At 41.1% G+C, this 16,575-nt stretch carries 14 protein-coding genes and 2 pseudogenes; 8 read left to right on the forward strand and 8 right to left on the reverse strand.

Features of this window, described 5'->3' with window-relative positions:
- Nucleotides 1-63 precede the first annotated feature (63 nt).
- The 5 genes from QM928_RS06820 to QM928_RS06840 all read right to left on the reverse strand — a co-directional run bounded on the left by QM928_RS06820 (nt 64) and on the right by QM928_RS06840 (nt 6,267).
- A complete protein-coding gene (locus QM928_RS06820) occupies nt 64-1,443 on the reverse strand; it encodes a glycoside hydrolase family 1 protein (protein ID WP_414294850.1) in 1,380 nt (459 codons plus the stop codon).
- A 110-nt stretch (nt 1,444-1,553) separates the two neighbouring features.
- Nucleotides 1,554-3,407 carry a proline--tRNA ligase gene (locus tag QM928_RS06825; protein ID WP_414294851.1) on the reverse strand — a complete coding sequence of 618 codons (1,854 nt, stop codon included), beginning with the start codon at nt 3,405-3,407 and terminating at the stop codon, nt 1,554-1,556.
- Nucleotides 3,408-3,424: 17 nt separating this feature from the next.
- The gene (gene rseP, locus QM928_RS06830) at nt 3,425-4,681 is read right to left on the reverse strand and encodes an RIP metalloprotease RseP (RefSeq protein ID WP_075227063.1); all 1,257 of its coding nucleotides are present in this window, start codon (nt 4,679-4,681) and stop codon (nt 3,425-3,427) included.
- Nucleotides 4,682-4,702: 21 nt separating this feature from the next.
- Nucleotides 4,703-5,506 carry a phosphatidate cytidylyltransferase gene (locus QM928_RS06835; protein ID WP_000613843.1) on the reverse strand — a complete coding sequence of 268 codons (804 nt, stop codon included), beginning with the start codon at nt 5,504-5,506 and terminating at the stop codon, nt 4,703-4,705.
- An 8-nt stretch (nt 5,507-5,514) separates the two neighbouring features.
- Nucleotides 5,515-6,267, reverse strand: a complete 753-nt coding sequence (locus QM928_RS06840) for an isoprenyl transferase (RefSeq protein ID WP_049509838.1) — start codon at nt 6,265-6,267, stop codon at nt 5,515-5,517.
- 215 nt (nt 6,268-6,482) lie between these two features.
- On the opposite strand from QM928_RS06840, the gene QM928_RS06845 reads away from it, so the two are divergent.
- The 8 genes and pseudogenes from QM928_RS06845 to QM928_RS06880 all read left to right on the forward strand — a co-directional run bounded on the left by QM928_RS06845 (nt 6,483) and on the right by QM928_RS06880 (nt 14,340).
- On the forward strand, nt 6,483-6,878 hold the full coding sequence (locus tag QM928_RS06845) for a helix-hairpin-helix domain-containing protein (protein WP_223140451.1): 396 nt from the start codon (nt 6,483-6,485) through the stop codon (nt 6,876-6,878).
- A gap of 292 nt (nt 6,879-7,170) precedes the next feature.
- Nucleotides 7,171-7,749 carry a flavin reductase family protein gene (locus tag QM928_RS06850; protein ID WP_248034971.1) on the forward strand — a complete coding sequence of 193 codons (579 nt, stop codon included), beginning with the start codon at nt 7,171-7,173 and terminating at the stop codon, nt 7,747-7,749.
- Nucleotides 7,736-8,296 (forward strand): GNAT family N-acetyltransferase, encoded by a 561-nt coding sequence (locus QM928_RS06855; RefSeq protein WP_414294852.1) that lies wholly within the window; start codon nt 7,736-7,738, stop codon nt 8,294-8,296. The genes QM928_RS06850 and QM928_RS06855 overlap by 14 nt, the downstream gene beginning before the upstream one ends.
- A complete protein-coding gene (locus tag QM928_RS06860) occupies nt 8,296-8,874 on the forward strand; it encodes an AAA family ATPase (protein WP_414294853.1) in 579 nt (192 codons plus the stop codon). Before QM928_RS06855 ends, QM928_RS06860 begins: the two co-directional genes overlap by 1 nt.
- Nucleotides 8,867-11,518, forward strand: a complete 2,652-nt coding sequence (locus tag QM928_RS06865; RefSeq protein ID WP_414294854.1) for a valine--tRNA ligase — start codon at nt 8,867-8,869, stop codon at nt 11,516-11,518. Before QM928_RS06860 ends, QM928_RS06865 begins: the two co-directional genes overlap by 8 nt.
- A gap of 83 nt (nt 11,519-11,601) precedes the next feature.
- Complete coding sequence (locus tag QM928_RS06870) at nt 11,602-13,269, forward strand: ATP-dependent nuclease (protein ID WP_414294855.1); 1,668 nt, start codon at nt 11,602-11,604, stop codon at nt 13,267-13,269.
- A gap of 26 nt (nt 13,270-13,295) precedes the next feature.
- Nucleotides 13,296-13,439 (forward strand): annotated as a pseudogene (locus QM928_RS06875) (DNA cytosine methyltransferase); the annotation flags it as partial.
- A gap of 85 nt (nt 13,440-13,524) precedes the next feature.
- Nucleotides 13,525-14,340, forward strand: a complete 816-nt coding sequence (locus QM928_RS06880; RefSeq protein ID WP_414285178.1) for a Fic family protein — start codon at nt 13,525-13,527, stop codon at nt 14,338-14,340.
- A gap of 126 nt (nt 14,341-14,466) precedes the next feature.
- Here QM928_RS06880 and QM928_RS06885 read toward each other — a convergent pair.
- From QM928_RS06885 to QM928_RS06895, 3 genes and pseudogenes are all read right to left on the reverse strand, one after another.
- Nucleotides 14,467-14,791: pseudogene (locus QM928_RS06885) on the reverse strand (group II intron maturase-specific domain-containing protein); the annotation flags it as partial.
- 112 nt (nt 14,792-14,903) lie between these two features.
- Complete coding sequence (locus tag QM928_RS06890) at nt 14,904-15,590, reverse strand: YoaK family protein (protein ID WP_414285177.1); 687 nt, start codon at nt 15,588-15,590, stop codon at nt 14,904-14,906.
- 210 nt (nt 15,591-15,800) lie between these two features.
- Nucleotides 15,801-16,499, reverse strand: coding sequence for a hypothetical protein (locus QM928_RS06895; protein WP_248034959.1), 699 nt, complete (start codon nt 16,497-16,499; stop codon nt 15,801-15,803).
- Between the last annotated feature and the right edge of the window lie 76 nt (nt 16,500-16,575).

Here is a 16,575-nt window from a genome sequence, read left to right on the forward strand (position 1 = left end):
AAAAACTCGAAAAGAATTGAGGTCCAATGGTTTTTTCATATCATTTGTTAGACTGCAAAGTTCTTAAAACCCATTATTGTCACTGAGTTCTTTGAACCAGTGGCCTGATTTTTTCAAACGGCGTTCTTGTGTTTCTAAGTCAAGCTCGACCAAACCATAGCGGTTTTTATAGCTATTGAGCCATGACCAGCAATCGATAAAGGTCCAGATCAAGTAGCCTTTACAGTTGGCACCATCTTCAATGGCACGATGAAGCTCACGAAGGTGACCTTTGACAAAGTCAATACGGTAATCATCCTGAATCATACCATTCTCACGGAATTTATCTTCACCTTCAACACCCATACCGTTTTCAGTCAACATCCACTCGATATTGTCATAGTTTTCCTTGATGTTTTGGGCAATGTCATAAATTCCTTGCTCGTAGATTTCCCAACCACGGTGCGGATTGATCTTACGACCTGGCATGACGTAAGGCTCATAGAAATGTTCTGGCAAGAGTGGGCTGTCAGGATGCTTAGCAAAACGTGGCGCCATGACACGCAAGGGTTGGTAGTAGTTGACTCCAAGGAAATCTACTGTGTGCTCACGAATGACTTCCAACTCTTCGGCCGTGTACTCTGGTAACAAGTCATGCTCAGCCAAAATTTCCACTAACTCTTCTGGATATGATCCTAAAACAGACGGATCTAGGAAAGATTGTGCCTGAAAGAGATCGGCAATGCGAGCTGCTTTTACATCGGCAGGATGCTGGCTACGTGGATAGGCTGGTGTCAAGTTGAGGACAATTCCAATCTTAGAACCCGGTAAAATTTCGTGACAAGCCTTAACTGCAAGAGTGCTGGCTAGTTGGGTATGATAGGCAACCTTTACTGCTGCTTTGGCATCTACCTTATGAGGATAATGGGCATCATAGAAATAGCCGAACTCTACAGGAACGATAGGTTCATTGAAGGTAATCCATTGGTCCACAAGGTCGCCATAAGTCTCAAAACAGAAGCGAGCATAGTCTTCATAAGCCTTAATAGTTGCCTTATTTTCCCAACCATCGCCATCCTCTTGAAGGGCAAAAGGCAAGTCAAAGTGATAAAGATTGACTAAAAGACGAATGCCCTTAGCCCTGATGGCTTCAAAGACCTGGCGATAGAAAGCCACACCCTGAGGATTGACTTCCCCACGCCCCTGTGGGAAAATACGTGACCACTGGATAGAAGTTCGAAAGGCTGTGTGGCCAGTTTCTAACAATAGTTCGATATCTTTTTCCCAGTTTTCATAGAAGGTCGATGTCTTATCTGGTCCAATCCCATTGTAATAGCGATTTGGCTCTACTTGAAACCAATAATCCCAGAGATTATCTCCCTTGCCGTCACCAGGCACTCGTCCTTCTGTCTGTGGTCCAGATGTTGAGGAACCCCAGACAAAATCCTTTGGAAATTTTAGCATAGCTCTACCTCTTTATTTACTCTTTTGATGTTTATTTTATCTCATTATAAAGAAAAAACAAGGCAAAAACTAGTTACATTTTTGTCTTGTTTTTCTTCTGATTATAGATTTTATTTGTTTGTTAGGATTTCAAGAGTTTCAAGCAAGCTATCTGCGTGAACTTCGATTGTATCCCCTGTCGCCTTGATCTTGACTTCTACGATACCATCAGCTGCTTTCTTCCCAACAGTGATACGGATTGGAAGGCCAATCAAGTCGCTGTCACTGAATTTAACACCGACACGTTCGTTACGGTCATCCGTCAAGACTTCGTAGCCTTTATTTACCAAAGCTTCTTCAATACGATCTGTCAATGCAAGAGAGTCTTCGTCCTTGACATTAACTGGAATCAAGTGCACATCAAATGGCGCCAATTCTTTAGGGAAGTTGATTCCCCAAGCGTAACGGTATTCACCTTTTGGAGTTTTATTGACAAAGAGGCGAGCGTGTTGCTCCATAACTGCTGAAAGGAGACGACTAACACCGATACCATAGCATCCCATGATGATTGGCACAGCACGACCATTTTCATCCAAAACATCTGCTCCCATGCTTGCTGAGTAACGAGTCCCAAGTTTGAAAATGTGACCAATCTCGATACCACGCGCAAAGTTGAGAACACCTTTTCCATCTGGAGAGATTTCACCCTCACGAACTTCACGGATATCGACATACTCGGCAGTGAAGTCACGATCTGGGTTTACACCAGTCAAGTGGTAGCCATCTTCGTTGGCACCAACAACAGCATTGCGGCTATCTTGTACCTTGCGGTCTGCGATAATCTTGACATTTTCTGGCAGATCGACTGGGCCAAGTGAACCAAAGTCCGCTCCCAACAATTCTTTCACTTCTGCCTCAGTTGCAGGTTCTAAGAAATCTGCTCCAAGGTAGTTTTTAAACTTAACTTCATTGAGTTGGTCATTGCCGACAAGTAGAGCCACAACTGGCTCTTCGTCTGCGATATAAACCAAGGTCTTGATTGTTTGCTCTTCAGAGATATTCAAGAAGGCAGCCACTTCATCAATTGATTTGACACCTGGTGTTTCCACGCGAGCCACTTCATCTTCAGTTACAACACGGTTGCTCGGTTTGTACTCGTTGGTTGCCATTTCCAAGTTGGCTGCATAGCTTGATTCACTTGAGTAGGCAATGGTGTCCTCACCAGAAACCATCCATTTGAGCAATTCTGCCTTGATTTCTTCTTGCACTTGATCAGGGATTTCATCAAACGACGCGACAGATTTATCTAACACTACCCAACGATCAAGGTCTGTACGAGCAGGTGTGATGGCCATAAACTCTTGACTATCCTTACCGCCCATGGCTCCACCGTCACCGATGATGGCTTTAAAGTCCAAACCACTACGAGTGAAGATACGCTCATAGGCTGCCTTGTACTCATCATAAGTAACATCCAAACTATCATAGTTAGCGTGGAAGCTATAACCATCTTTCATGATGAACTCACGGGTACGAAGAAGTCCATTACGTGGACGTTTTTCATCACGGTACTTAGGTTGGATTTGGTACAAGTTCAAAGGCAATTGCTTGTAAGACTTGACAGAATCACGGACAATAGCTGTAAAAGTTTCTTCATGAGTTGGCCCCAAGATGAAGTCTGACTTCTCACGGTTTTTCAATTTGTACAAGTCTTCCCCGTAGGTTTCATAACGGCCAGATTCACGCCAAAGATCTGCACTAAGAAGGGCTGGAGCCAACATCTCAACAGCACCCATCTTGTCAAACTCTTGACGCATGATCTTCTTAGCTTTTTCGATAACACGGTTAGCAAGCGGTAGGTAAGAGTAAACTCCTGCTGATACTTGGCGAACATAACCAGCACGCAACATAAGGGCGTGGCTGATAACTTGAGCATCGCTTGGCATTTCGCGAAGCGTTGGAATAAGCATTTTACTTTGTTTCATAATGACTCCTCTAATTCTTAAAAGAAGGTTCGCATGATGTCATTCCAAGTTACGGCGATCATCAAAACGACCATAATGACAACTCCGACCAGAGTGACATAGGTTTCAATTTCTTGTTTTAGTGGTTTGCGACGGATAGCTTCTAGGATATTAAGCACGATTTTTCCACCGTCGAGCGCAGGGATCGGAATCAAGTTGAAGATACCGATATTGATGGAAATCATAGCCAAGAAGAACAAGACATTCTCAAGACCATTTTTAGCGGCATCACTGCTTGCCTTAAAGATAGCAACGGGACCACCTAATTTATTCAAATCAGGTTGGAAGATCAAGCTTTTCAAAGCATTCAGGATACGTAAAGCTGAATCAGCCGCAGTTGTAAATCCGCCCATAAACATAGACCAGATATCTGATTTGAGCCTTGGCTGAACACCCAGTATATAACGACCTTGGCTTTCTTCAGGTGTCACACTGACTTGTTTTTCAGTTCCATTTTCAGAAACCGTCACATCCAAAACAGGCGCTGTTTTGTCCTTGGTCTCTGCATCGACCGCCTGAATCAAATCTGACCAGTTTGAAATCTCATAACTGCCGACTTTAGTAATTTGGGCAGTATTTTCAACACCAACCTTAGCCAAAGCGCTATCTGGAATAATGCTGAAATTGTTCGTTTGCGTATCACGGACGCCACCTTGCATGAAAATCAAGATCCAGAAAACGACGACTCCTAGGATAAAATTATTCATAGGACCAGCGAAATTGGTAATCAATTTGCCCCAGACAGTCGCATTCTGATATTGGACGTCTAGGGGAGCAATACGAACTTCCGTTCCATCAGCTTCCACAATGGTCGCATCATGGTCTACTGAGAAAGTCTTTTCCTCTTCTAAGACCAAGCCTCTAATAAAGAGTTTATCCTCAAAATCAAACTGAGTGACTTGCATAGGCAGAGCTGTCTGGTCAACCTTTTTACCAGAGAGATTGATGCGTTTGACCTTACCATCCGCTGCCAATGTTAGGCTTGCAGGAGTTCCAGTCTTAATTTCTGTCGTATCTTCACCCCAACCTGCCATCCGAACGTAACCACCAAGTGGCAGGAGACGAATGGTATAAGCAGTTCCATCTTTTCCGATGTGGGCAAAGATTTTGGGGCCCATACCGATGGCAAATTCACGAACTAAAATCCCAGATTTCTTAGCAAAGTAAAAATGTCCGAATTCGTGAACCACTACGATAATCCCAAAGACCAGGATAAATGTTAGTAATCCTATCATTTAATTTCTATTTACCTTTCCTTAAAATAAGCCAAAGAGGTGCATAATAGGGAAGACAGCCAGCATGCAATCAAAACGATCCAATACCCCACCATGACCTGGGATAAACTTACCTGAGTCTTTGACACCAAAGTGACGTTTCATTGCACTTTCAATCAAATCACCCAACTGACCAGCTATACTAAAGAAAATAGCAAAGACCATCATTTTGTAAATCCCATAAGGTAAAGCAACGGTACTATCAACTAGCATAAAAATCAAAGTCACTAGCATAGCAGCCAAGATACCTCCCATAGCACCCTCTATGGTCTTGTTAGGGGAAACTCTCGGAGCTAGTTTTCTCTTACCAAACTTCATTCCTACTAGATAGGCTCCACTATCGGTTGCCCAGACCATACACAGTCCCAAAAGCGCCTTATCCAAACCTGCAATACGAGCATCGACCAAAGCATTAAAGCCAAAGCCAACATAAAAACTCATGGCAATCGGAAAAACAGCATCCTCAATAGTATAGTTCTTGCTGAAGACTGTTGCCCCTAGTAAAATCAGGATCACGACACTATAAGCAACAACGTTCCCATCCACAGGCAAAAACTTCAGGTAGTTTTCCAAAGGAATAGTCAGAAAAAAGGTTGCTAGTAAAGTCAAGAGCCCTTCAGGAGTCATGGTATTTAACCCCTTCATACGAAGCAACTCATGGACTCCCAACATAGCCACAATCCCCATGGCAATCTGGAGCCATAAGCCACCAATCGCCAAGATTGGGATAAAGATAGCCAAGGCCAAGATAGCAAAAAGGGTTCTCTTTTGTAAATCCTGTATCATAATATCTCCTAAACTCCTCCAAAGCGACGGTTGCGACGATTGTACTCGATGATAGCTTCTTTCAAGGCTTCCTCATCAAAATCAGGCCACAAGACATCCGTGAAATAGAGCTCGCTATAAGCAGCCTGCCATGGCAAGAAATTACTCAAACGAAGTTCACCACTGGTCCGAATAATCAAGTCAGGATCACGCAAGACTTTTGGCAAATGTCCCGTAAAGAGGTATTCCCCAATCAATTCCTCTGTGATATCACCAGGATTGATCTTAGCATCTAAAACATCCTGTGCAATCAACTTGACCGCTTGTGTAATTTCAGCTCGTCCACCATAATTAAGGGCAAAATTGAGAATCAATCCTGTATTTAACTTAGTCAGCTCTTCTGCCTTTTTAAGAGCATCAAAAGTCTGCTTCGGCAAACGATCAGTCTCCCCAATCATTTGAATCTTCATGTTCTTCTGATGCAATTCGGGAACAAACTTATCATAAAATTCAACAGGTAAGTTCATGATAAACTTGACTTCCTGGTCTGGACGTGTCCAATTTTCAGTTGAGAAGGCATAGACCGTCAAGGCTTTGACACCCATATCACTAGCAGCAATCGCTACCTTTCTCAATGCATCCATCCCAGCCTTATGCCCAAAGACACGTGGCTGCATCCGTTTTTTAGCCCAACGGCCATTCCCATCCATAATAACACCGATGTGGTCGGGCACCATTGTGGGGGCTTCTGTTGCTTTATCTTTTTTTAAAAATCCAAACATGATTGTATTCCTATTCAAAAATCTATCGTTTCATTATACCATATTTTTCACTTTTCTTCTATTATTGCCTATCATTCTACGGCGAAATTTCCCATATATCTCCTATATTTCCAGTATATCAAGCCTTGCAATTCCTAAAGAAAGTTGATACAATAAAACCATAGAGATTCGATCCTTGTTCAGCCACAGGGATTTTTTATTGAAAGGATTTTATCATGTCAAAGACACTCCAACGTAAAAAACAATTGAGAAACAGCCTACGTCGCTCAGGTGCATTTTCAAACACTGTAAACAAGGTTGTCGAAGAAACAAAAAAAGTTGTGAAACATGCTGAAAAAGCAGCAAGCGATGCAGGTAAAGTTGTCTCTAAAAAGGTTGAAAAAACTGTAGAAGCAACCAAAGAGCAAGCTCAAAAAGTTGCTACTTCTGTGGAAGATTTCGCTGCAAACCTAGGTGGACTTTCAGTTGACCGCGCTAAGACTTTCTACGATGAAGGTATTAAGTCTGCTGCTGACTTCAAAAACTGGACAGAAAAAGAACTCCTTGCCTTGAAAGGAATCGGTCCAGCAACTATCAAGAAATTAAAAGAAAACGGCATTAAGTTCAAGTAATCTTTCTTGTTCCTTGCTTTTCCGTCAAAAACTTGTTAAAATATAGCCATTAGAGGTGTTTTGAGTCCCACATTTTACAGAAAGTGGCGGTGCTGAGAAGTCCACAAATGTGTCAAAACTGGTTGCTAATGGATGAAATTAAAAAATGAAATATAAATGTCTTTTTGTTTAAAAGACGAGAGATGCGGGCATCTGCCCGAAATTGGGTGGTACCGCGGATTAACACATTCGTCCCTGTCAGATTAATGACAGGGGCGATTTTTTTGTTGCGACCTAGTAAAAGGAGGTTGTCATGAAACAATCTTTTAAAACAAGTAAGCTCTACTTTGGTTTTCCAATCTTCATTTTGGGGTATCAGGACCAGAACTTTGAGCACAATATCACGACCTGCAGTTCCTCCTATAGTCTAGGCGATTGGCTAGTCATCGGGGTTGGTGCTGAGGAAAATGCGGCAGACCAGATTAAGCATTACCAGAAGTTCACTGTGAACATCCCTGACGAAAACCTCATGCTTGAGATGGAGCAGGCTGGCTTTATCAGTCATCGGGAGAAATTGAAACACCTGGGGCTTGACTATGAGATTTCTGAACGAACTCAGGCACCGATTTTAGAGGCTTGTCCAGTCGTTTTGGATTGCCAGGTAGATCGAATTATCGAGGAAGATGGCATCTGCCATATCTTTGCCAAGATTCTCGAGCGACTGGCTGATCCAGAGCTCTTAGATGACAAGGGCCATTTTAAAAATGACCGTTTTGCGCCGACTTACTTTATGGGGGACGGCCATCAGCGCGTTTACCGTTATCTAGATGACCGAGTCGATCCCATGGGAATCTTCATCAAGAAAGCGAGGAAGAAGAATGACAAGAGCTGAACTGCCAGAACGAATCGAAACAGAGCGACTGGTCCTGCGAGTCCGAACAGTGGCGGATGCAGAGGATATCTTTGACTATGCCAGTCGTCCAGAAGTCTCTTACCCAGCAGGTTTTCCACCTGTCAAGACCTTGGAAGATGAGATTTATTACCTAGAACATATCCTTCCCGAGCGTAATCAAAAGGACAATCTCCCAGCAGGCTATGGAATTGTGGTCAAAGGGACTGATACAATCATCGGATCTGTTGATTTCAATCATCGCCACGAAGACGATGTTTTGGAGATTGGCTATACCTTGCACCCAGATTATTGGGGCCGAGGTTATGTTCCTGAAGCAGCGCGTGCCTTGATTGATTTAGCTTTTAAAGAACTGGGGCTTCATAAGGTAGAATTGTCTTGCTTTGGCTACAATATCCAAAGTCAACGTGTCGCTGAGAAGCTTGGCTTTACCCTTGAAGCTAGAATCCGAGACCGCAAAGATGCCCAAGGAAATCGCTGTGACAGTCTGATATATGGCTTGCTGAGGAGTGAGTGGGAGGTGATTTGATGCATCTTTTCATTATTGGGGCTCCGGCTTCTGGGAAAATGACGATTGGTCAAGAGTTATCTCGACTGACAGATGCTACCCTCTTTTATAACCATCAAGCCATCGATTTTGCATTAGAAATCTATCAGGACTTTACAGAGGAAATGTGGGAATTTGTTCGTGGAATCACTTTTTCTTTCCTTGGAGCAAGTGCAAGAAATCAGCAATCAGTAATTTTAACTGACGTAATTGATTTTTCAAATCAGTACCAGCTGATGTATTTAAAGCAAATTCAGGATTTATTGGATAACTTTCATCAAGAGATTCTGTTTGTTGAGTTGGAAACAAGTCTTGAAGAGCGTTTACGTCGAAATCGAACGGAGAACCGGTTGAAGCACAAGCCCTTGAAACGGCATATTGAGATATCTGAAAGAGAAATTTTAGAGACTGATAAAACGAATCAACTTAATTCTCAAAAGCAACCGAGTGGTCTTCACCACTATCTTAAAATTGATAATACGAATCTGTCCGCAGAAAAAGTTGCAAAGCAGATTCAAGAAAAAATGAAAACAATAGAGAAAGGACAAACACATGTCTAAAGAACTTTCACCTAAATACAATCCAGCCGAAGTTGAGGCTGGTCGTTACCAAAAATGGCTTGATGCGGATGTTTTCAAGCCTTCAGGCGATCAAAAGGCTAAGCCTTATTCAATCGTCATTCCGCCACCAAACGTAACTGGTAAACTTCACCTTGGTCACGCTTGGGATACGACTTTGCAGGATATCATCATCCGTCAAAAACGTATGCAAGGTTTTGATACACTTTGGCTTCCAGGGATGGACCACGCTGGGATTGCCACTCAAGCTAAAGTTGAGGAGCGCTTGCGTGGTGAGGGCATCAGCCGCTATGACCTCGGTCGTGAAAAATTCCTCGACAAGGTCTGGGAATGGAAAGACGAATATGCCACTACTATCAAGGAACAATGGGGCAAGATGGGGCTCTCTGTAGACTACTCACGCGAGCGTTTCACTCTTGACGAAGGTTTGTCAAAAGCTGTTCGCAAGGTCTTTGTGGACCTTTACAAGAAAGGCTGGATCTACCGTGGTGAGTTTATCATCAACTGGGACCCAGCTGCACGCACAGCCCTTTCTGATATCGAGGTGATTCACAAGGACGTGGAAGGTGCCTTCTACCACATGAACTATATGCTAGAAGATGGCTCACGCGCCCTTGAAGTTGCGACTACTCGTCCTGAAACTATGTTTGGAGACGTAGCCGTTGCGGTCAACCCAGAAGACCCACGCTACAAGGACTTGATAGGAAAAAACGTTATCCTTCCAATCGCTAATAAACTAATCCCAATCGTTGGAGATGAGCACGCAGATCCTGAGTTTGGTACAGGTGTTGTTAAAATCACACCTGCCCACGATCCAAACGACTTCTTGGTTGGTCAACGCCACAACTTGCCACAAGTCAACGTTATGAACGATGACGGAACTATGAATGACTTGGCCTTCGAATTTGCAGGTATGGACCGCTTTGAAGCTCGTAAGGCAGTCGTTGCTAAGTTGGAAGAAATCGGTGCCCTCGTTAAAATCGAAAAACGTATTCACAGTGTTGGTCACTCAGAGCGTACAGGTGTTGTGGTTGAACCACGCTTGTCTACTCAATGGTTCGTCAAGATGGACCAATTGGCTAAGAATGCTATTGCTAACCAAGACACAGAGGACAAGGTAGAATTCTACCCACCTCGTTTCAATGATACCTTCCTACAATGGATGGAAAATGTCCACGACTGGGTCATCTCTCGTCAGCTCTGGTGGGGTCACCAAATCCCTGCTTGGTACAATGCTGAGGGTGAAATGTACGTCGGTGAAGAAGCTCCAGAAGGTGACGGATGGACTCAGGACGAAGATGTCTTGGATACTTGGTTCAGTTCTGCCCTTTGGCCATTCTCAACTATGGGCTGGCCTGATGTCGACTCAGAAGACTTCAAACGTTACTTCCCAACTTCAACCTTGGTTACTGGTTACGATATTATCCCGTTCTGGGTATCTCGAATGATTTTCCAAGGTTTGGAATTTACTGGCAAATCGCCATTCAAAAATGCATTGATTCATGGTCTTATTCGTGACGAGCAAGGACGCAAGATGTCTAAATCTCTCGGTAACGGGATTGATCCAATGGATGTTATTGATAAGTACGGAACAGATAGCCTTCGTTGGTTCCTTTCAAACGGTTCTGCACCAGGACAAGACGTGCGCTTCTCTTATGAGAAAATGGATGCTTCATGGAACTTCATTAACAAGATCTGGAACATCTCTCGCTACATCCTCATGAACAATGAAGGCTTGACCCTTGAGCAAGCAACTGCCAATGTCGAAAAAGTGGTCAACAAAGAAGCCGGAAACGTTACAGATCGCTGGATTCTCCACAACCTCAATGAAACCATCGGAAAAGCAACTGCAAACTTTGATAAGTTTGAGTTTGGTGTGGCTGGTCACATCCTCTACAACTTCATCTGGGATGAGTTTGCGGACTGGTACGTTGAATTGACTAAGGAAGTCCTTTATAGCGATAACGAAGAAGAGAAAGTCATCACACGTTCTGTTCTCCTTTACACTCTGGACAAGATCCTTCGTCTCCTCCACCCAATCATGCCATTCGTGACAGAGGAAATCTTTGGACAAATCTCAGAAGGCTCTATCGTTACAGCAGAATACCCAACTGTTAACCCAGCCTTTGAAGACCTTGCTGCCCACACTGGTGTGGAAAGCCTCAAAGACTTGATCCGTGCTGTTCGTAATGCGCGTGCGGAAGTAAACGTAGCACCAAGCAAGCCTATCACCATCCTTGTTAAGACAAGCGATAGCGACTTGGAAGCCTTCTTTAACAGCAATGTCAACTACATCAAACGCTTCACAAATCCGGAGCACTTGGAAATCGCATCAACCATCCCTGCACCTGAACTCGCAATGTCAAGCGTCATCACAGGAGCAGAAATCTACTTGCCTCTCGCAGACCTCCTCAATGTCGAAGAAGAACTGGCTCGTCTCGACAAGGAACTGGCTAAATGGCAAAAAGAACTGGATATGGTCGGTAAGAAGCTCTCTAACGAACGCTTCGTAGCCAATGCCAAACCAGAAGTCGTCCAAAAAGAACGCGACAAACAAGCCGACTACCAAGCTAAGTACGATGCGACCGTATCACGGATTGATGAGATGAAGAAGTTGGTGAAATAAACACAGAAACACGGTGAAATGCCGTGTTTTTTGGCATAATTTGGTATAATAAATAAAAAGTGATATGTAGAAAGAAATAGATTATGTTATTAAAAAAATTCTCTGTAACTAATTATCGCAGTATAACTAATGCTACAGTTTCATTGGGTGACTTTACAGTACTAGTTGGAAAAAATAATGAGGGTAAATCTAATTTACTTAGAGCCATAGACACATCTATGTCTATTATTGCATCAATAAATTACTTAAAGCCAACTCGTAATTTATATGATTGGGAGCGAGATTTTCCTATTCAGCATCAAAAAAGAACACGTGGTCTTGATTCGATTTTTCGATTACAGTTTGAGTTAAATGAAGAAGAAAAGAAAGAATTTAAGAAAAAAACTCGTTTAAATGGTAATGAGATAATAGATATTGTGTTAAAAATTGGTAAAACAAATAGGCCAAAATTGTCTGTCCCGAAGAGGGGAAGTAATACTTATAATTCTAAAGCTTCTCAAATAACAGAATTTATTTCTCAAAAAATTAATATTAATTATATCCCCGCTGTTAGAACAGAAGATCAAGCACTGGATATTCTTCAACGTGTAATACGTACCGAATTACGTGTTTTAGCATTTGATCAGGAATACACAAATGCTATAGATAAAATAAATGATATTGAAAATAAACTTTTTAAGGAATTATCAGATAGAGTCAGTCCATCACTGAGTGAGTTCATCCCTAATTTTCAAAGTTTTGAAATTACAGCAAATAAATCACAAGGATATTACGGACCTTTTGGTAGGTCAGTTGATATTCAAATTGATGATGGGGTCAAAACTAGTATCTCGTATAAAGGCGATGGAATTAAGAGTTTAGCAACTCTAGCAATTTTAAAAGATAGAGATTCAAAAACAGGTGCTTCAATTGTTGCTATTGAAGAACCGGAATCGCATTTACATTCTGGTGCAATACACACTTTACTTCAAGTTTTACAGGGACTTTCTGAGAAAAATCAGGTGATTATAACCACACATAATCCATTATTTGTGCAACAAAATCATATAATGTCAAATATAATTGTTGATTCTGGTAAAGCTAAGGTTGCAAAGAACATTACTGAGATTCGTAATATTTTGGGAATTCTTCCATCTGATAATTTATCAAATGCACGGTATGTTATTGTTGTTGAAGGCGAGGATGATAAAATTGCTCTTCAAAAAATATTACCGGTAAAGAGCGATTTAATCAAGAGTAAATTGGATAGTAATCAATTAGTAATAAAACCTCTAGGAGGAGCTTCTAAACTTCCTAGCGAATTATATAATTTAACTCAAAATTTGTGTAAATATGTTGTGCTTGTTGATAATGATAAAGCAGGACTTGATGCCAAGAAAAAAGCTATAGAAAAAAATCTTTTAAAGGAAAGTCAAATTAGAATAGTAATGGCAACAGGTTTAAGAGAGTCTGAATTTGAAGATTGCTTAAGAATAGATGTTTACGAAGAATCTATCAGACAAGAATTTGGGATAAGTAACTTACAATGTAAGGAATTTAAAAATAATAATAAGAAATGGTCTGACAGAATGAAAGAAGTTTTCCAGACAAATGGTGTAGGATGGAGTGAAAGTATAGAATCTAAGTTAAAGTTAACTGTTGCACGGTCAATACCGGAAAATATTTCGGATATAAATGGAATACTAATACCACAAAAATCAGTATTTTTAGATAATTTTATTTCTATTATTGAAGAAATGATAGAAAAATAATAACAATTTAGAAAGCAGGTTACTACATGACAAATTCTGTAAGTTCGAACCGACCTGAGAAGTACAAAATTGCAGCCTTCTTCTCAGGTGTTGGGGGAATTGAGTTGGGATTTGAACAGACCAACGAGTTCAGAGTGGTGTATGCCAATGACTTCGATAAGTCTGCGCGTTAGACTTACTAGCCCATTTATTCAGATATATCTTGATAATCATATTATTCAGTCACTAAAGAAAAACAATTGAAAGGATCTTTCTATGCAATCAACTTACAATATTGACAATCCAAACTTGTCTTATGAAGCTAAGCGTGATTTATGGCAGATCGGTTTTGGTCTACAGAAGGTTGATAATCTATTTCCATCAGCTTATATGGAATCTTTGGCTGAGAAACAGGCCCGGGGTGAACTGACTTACGAGCAGGTTTATGAAGATGCAACAAATTACCATCATACCATTGATGCAAGTACAGAGGAGGCAGACTTGGTTTCTCTACGTATTGTAGAACTATTGTCTCGAAGAGGCTTTAGCTTCAGTCCTGCGACCTTACTTGCTATTCATAAGGAGTTGTTTCAAGATATATTTGAAGCCTCTATTCCGGTGGGGCAATTTCGTCAGACCAATATCACAAAGAATGAACCTGTTTTGAATGGTGAAAGTGTTGTATACTCTGATTACTCTATGATTCAAATAACCTTGGATTATGATTTTAATCAGGAAAAACAAGTTGCATATGCGACACTAACCCAGGCGGATATGGTTAAAAAAATCCAGCATTTTATTTCAGGAATCTGGCAGATTCATCCATTTCGCGAAGGAAACACTCGGACGGTAACAGTCTTTTTGATTCAGTATCTTCGTGAGTTTGGTTTTGATATCGATAATACACCATTTCAGCAACATTCCAAGTATTTTCGTGATGCCTTGGTATTAGATAATGCAAAGATTTTACAGCGACGTCCTGAGTTTTTAACAGCTTTTTTTGAAAATCTCTTGCTCAGTGGTCAAAATGATTTGTCTTCAGAAAAAATGTATCTAAATCTAGATCTCGATCTTTCAAAATCCTCATACTGAGTAAACATTGAATTTTAGAAAAATGAAGTAAATATTTCTATTTAAATACATATTATCATATAGAACATGGACTAAGACTAGCCCCTCTCCCACCACGGTACGTACCATTCGGCATACGGCGGTCCAACTAACTTTTAACACATGTCGTTCAAGGTAGTAAACCAAGTAAGAAACCAGTCCACGTTTTCGAGGACTGGTTTTGATATATCACGTTTAAGTACCGACCTCTGAGCCCTAATTGATAGTGGTCACCCCGGCCAGATACCTTATCTGCTATCCATTTAGTAATTCCTAACTTAAGTAGGACCCACAGTTAACTAGGTTTCTTTTTCCATTACTTCCAGATAATCACTTGTAGGCGAGTTCGCAATCGCTCATCTACGCTGGTGACTATGCGCCTCATATTTCCCAATGAGAAATAGTTTATCCATCCCCGAATGGACAAATTCAGTTACTCAAAAGTTCACTGGTAGCGAGGAGCCCACGGAGGACTTTCACCTCAGATGTACGACATGGCCATCATACCAAAAATGGCAAATCTCAATTTGAGAGATTTGCCATTTTTATATATTTTCATCTTGCAAATCGAGCTGCTTCACTCTAGCAATATAGTAGGACATGATCAAAAACAGATTGAAGCTGACAATCCAAATAGACCATTCATGGAAAAAATGCATAGATACAGCCAAGCTAATAGCGCCCACTACGAAACTGCCTACAACAATGCCATAGTTCAAGGCTTGACGACGATATTCTTGAACATCTCCTTCTCCTCTAACGATGCGATACAAAGCAGTCAACATTTTTCGGTAATTTCCAGAGGTCATAAAAATGACATAGGGATGATCTTCAATCAAACTACCCGTAAATGTTAGCATCATCATTCCAGTTCCAAAAGCAATAAAAGGAACTTCTAATAGAGGAAAGCGGGAAAAGAAGGGAAGAACAAGGGTCCCGATAAATAAGGGAAGTAGCATCTTAACCCGCCAATAGGCTGTTTTGCGATATTCTTTCATGTGCAAGGCAAAAAGAAAGCCTAGGGAAAAGAATATAATCGAGCAGAATCGCAATATGGTATTGATAACATGTGAATCGTGCCAATCTGATATCAGTAGAAGAATATTCCCTGTCTGCGTTGCCACCAAACTATGGTACTGGATATGACAGAATACATCCAAAGAACCACCTATAAAACCCAGGAACACTCCCATGAGTCGTGTGTTTTGAGGTAAAATTAATTTATCTGGCATTGATTCATCACTCGTTTTCCTTTAATGCATTCATTATACCACTTCTCTCGGAGAAACTAAGTGAAAAACGGTCAGTTCAGGTAGACATAATTACATATACTCCTAAGTTAATCTCATCTCTGGAGTTCATTTATGATGTCTTATCAAATCGAAATACTGTAATACTCATCAACTGAACTATTTTTAAACAAATTATTTCTGTACTGAAGTCTATGGCTTAATCAAAGTAACACTTGAAACAGTACCATCTGCACCTGTTGTAATTTGAATGACTTTTCCACCACCAATTTTGGCATTATATTTACCATCATCAAGGGTATAGGCATAGCCTTGGATCGAGTAGTTTTCTTTCTTACCATCAGCAGATTCTACTGTAAATTGACCACCTGATGAAACAGTGATAGTCTCGCCATTAGCCCCCTTCCAGTTGCCAGCTGCAGCAGAGAAATCTCCATCAACCATGGTTAGAACACCCTTGTAACGTTTGTTGTGTTCTGCTTGCTTATCTTGAAGTTTGCGGTCAGTAGTTGGATCATAAGTTGACTGGCTAGTCTGTGCTTGAGAACCTTGTTGATTTGAGGGAGTTTGCGAAGATGCCTGTTGGTTATAAGCTTCTTGGCTCTGTCTTGTTTCTTGTGCTGGTGCTGGTGTTGTTGGGGATTGATTTGCAGTAGTTTCTGACTGGTCAGAAGAGGAGGTCTTAGCTTTTTCTGATGAAGTTGAACTTGAGGACTTCTGAGTTTTGTTCTCTTTACTTGAAGAACTGGCCTTAGAACTAGAAGATGCTTGTGTTGTCTTGCTAGAACTATCACTTGTGGTATTTTCTTTCTTATTACCACAAGCCCCCAATAGTAATGTTGAAGCGAGTACAGTTACGGCCATTAATCTGATAGAAGTTTTAGTTTTCATGTTATGCTCCTTTGTAACATTTTTGAAATATTAAGAAATATTTTTGTAACATTATTGTAATATTTGTTTTTAAATC

The sequence above is a fragment of the Streptococcus infantis genome (assembly GCF_047460405.1).
In the GTDB taxonomy this organism is placed as follows: Bacteria; Bacillota; Bacilli; order Lactobacillales; family Streptococcaceae; genus Streptococcus; species Streptococcus infantis_Q.

Excerpts from the sequence above, each read along its gene's own strand:
- QM928_RS06870 (WP_414294855.1), top strand. The coding sequence starts at position 11,602 with ATGTTATTAAAAAAATTCTCTGTAACTAATTATCGCAGTATAACTAAT.
- QM928_RS06850 (WP_248034971.1), top strand. The coding sequence starts at position 7,171 with ATGAAACAATCTTTTAAAACAAGTAAGCTCTACTTTGGTTTTCCAATC.
- QM928_RS06845 (WP_223140451.1), top strand. The coding sequence starts at position 6,483 with ATGTCAAAGACACTCCAACGTAAAAAACAATTGAGAAACAGCCTACGT.
- QM928_RS06855 (WP_414294852.1), top strand. The coding sequence starts at position 7,736 with ATGACAAGAGCTGAACTGCCAGAACGAATCGAAACAGAGCGACTGGTC.
- QM928_RS06880 (WP_414285178.1), top strand. The coding sequence starts at position 13,525 with ATGCAATCAACTTACAATATTGACAATCCAAACTTGTCTTATGAAGCT.
- QM928_RS06820 (WP_414294850.1), bottom strand. The coding sequence starts at position 1,443 with ATGCTAAAATTTCCAAAGGATTTTGTCTGGGGTTCCTCAACATCTGGA.
- QM928_RS06895 (WP_248034959.1), bottom strand. The coding sequence starts at position 16,499 with ATGAAAACTAAAACTTCTATCAGATTAATGGCCGTAACTGTACTCGCT.
- QM928_RS06890 (WP_414285177.1), bottom strand. The coding sequence starts at position 15,590 with ATGCCAGATAAATTAATTTTACCTCAAAACACACGACTCATGGGAGTG.
- QM928_RS06860 (WP_414294853.1), top strand. The coding sequence starts at position 8,296 with ATGCATCTTTTCATTATTGGGGCTCCGGCTTCTGGGAAAATGACGATT.
- QM928_RS06825 (WP_414294851.1), bottom strand. The coding sequence starts at position 3,407 with ATGAAACAAAGTAAAATGCTTATTCCAACGCTTCGCGAAATGCCAAGC.
- QM928_RS06840 (WP_049509838.1), bottom strand. The coding sequence starts at position 6,267 with ATGTTTGGATTTTTAAAAAAAGATAAAGCAACAGAAGCCCCCACAATG.
- QM928_RS06865 (WP_414294854.1), top strand. The coding sequence starts at position 8,867 with ATGTCTAAAGAACTTTCACCTAAATACAATCCAGCCGAAGTTGAGGCT.
- QM928_RS06835 (WP_000613843.1), bottom strand. The coding sequence starts at position 5,506 with ATGATACAGGATTTACAAAAGAGAACCCTTTTTGCTATCTTGGCCTTG.
- rseP (WP_075227063.1), bottom strand. The coding sequence starts at position 4,681 with ATGATAGGATTACTAACATTTATCCTGGTCTTTGGGATTATCGTAGTG.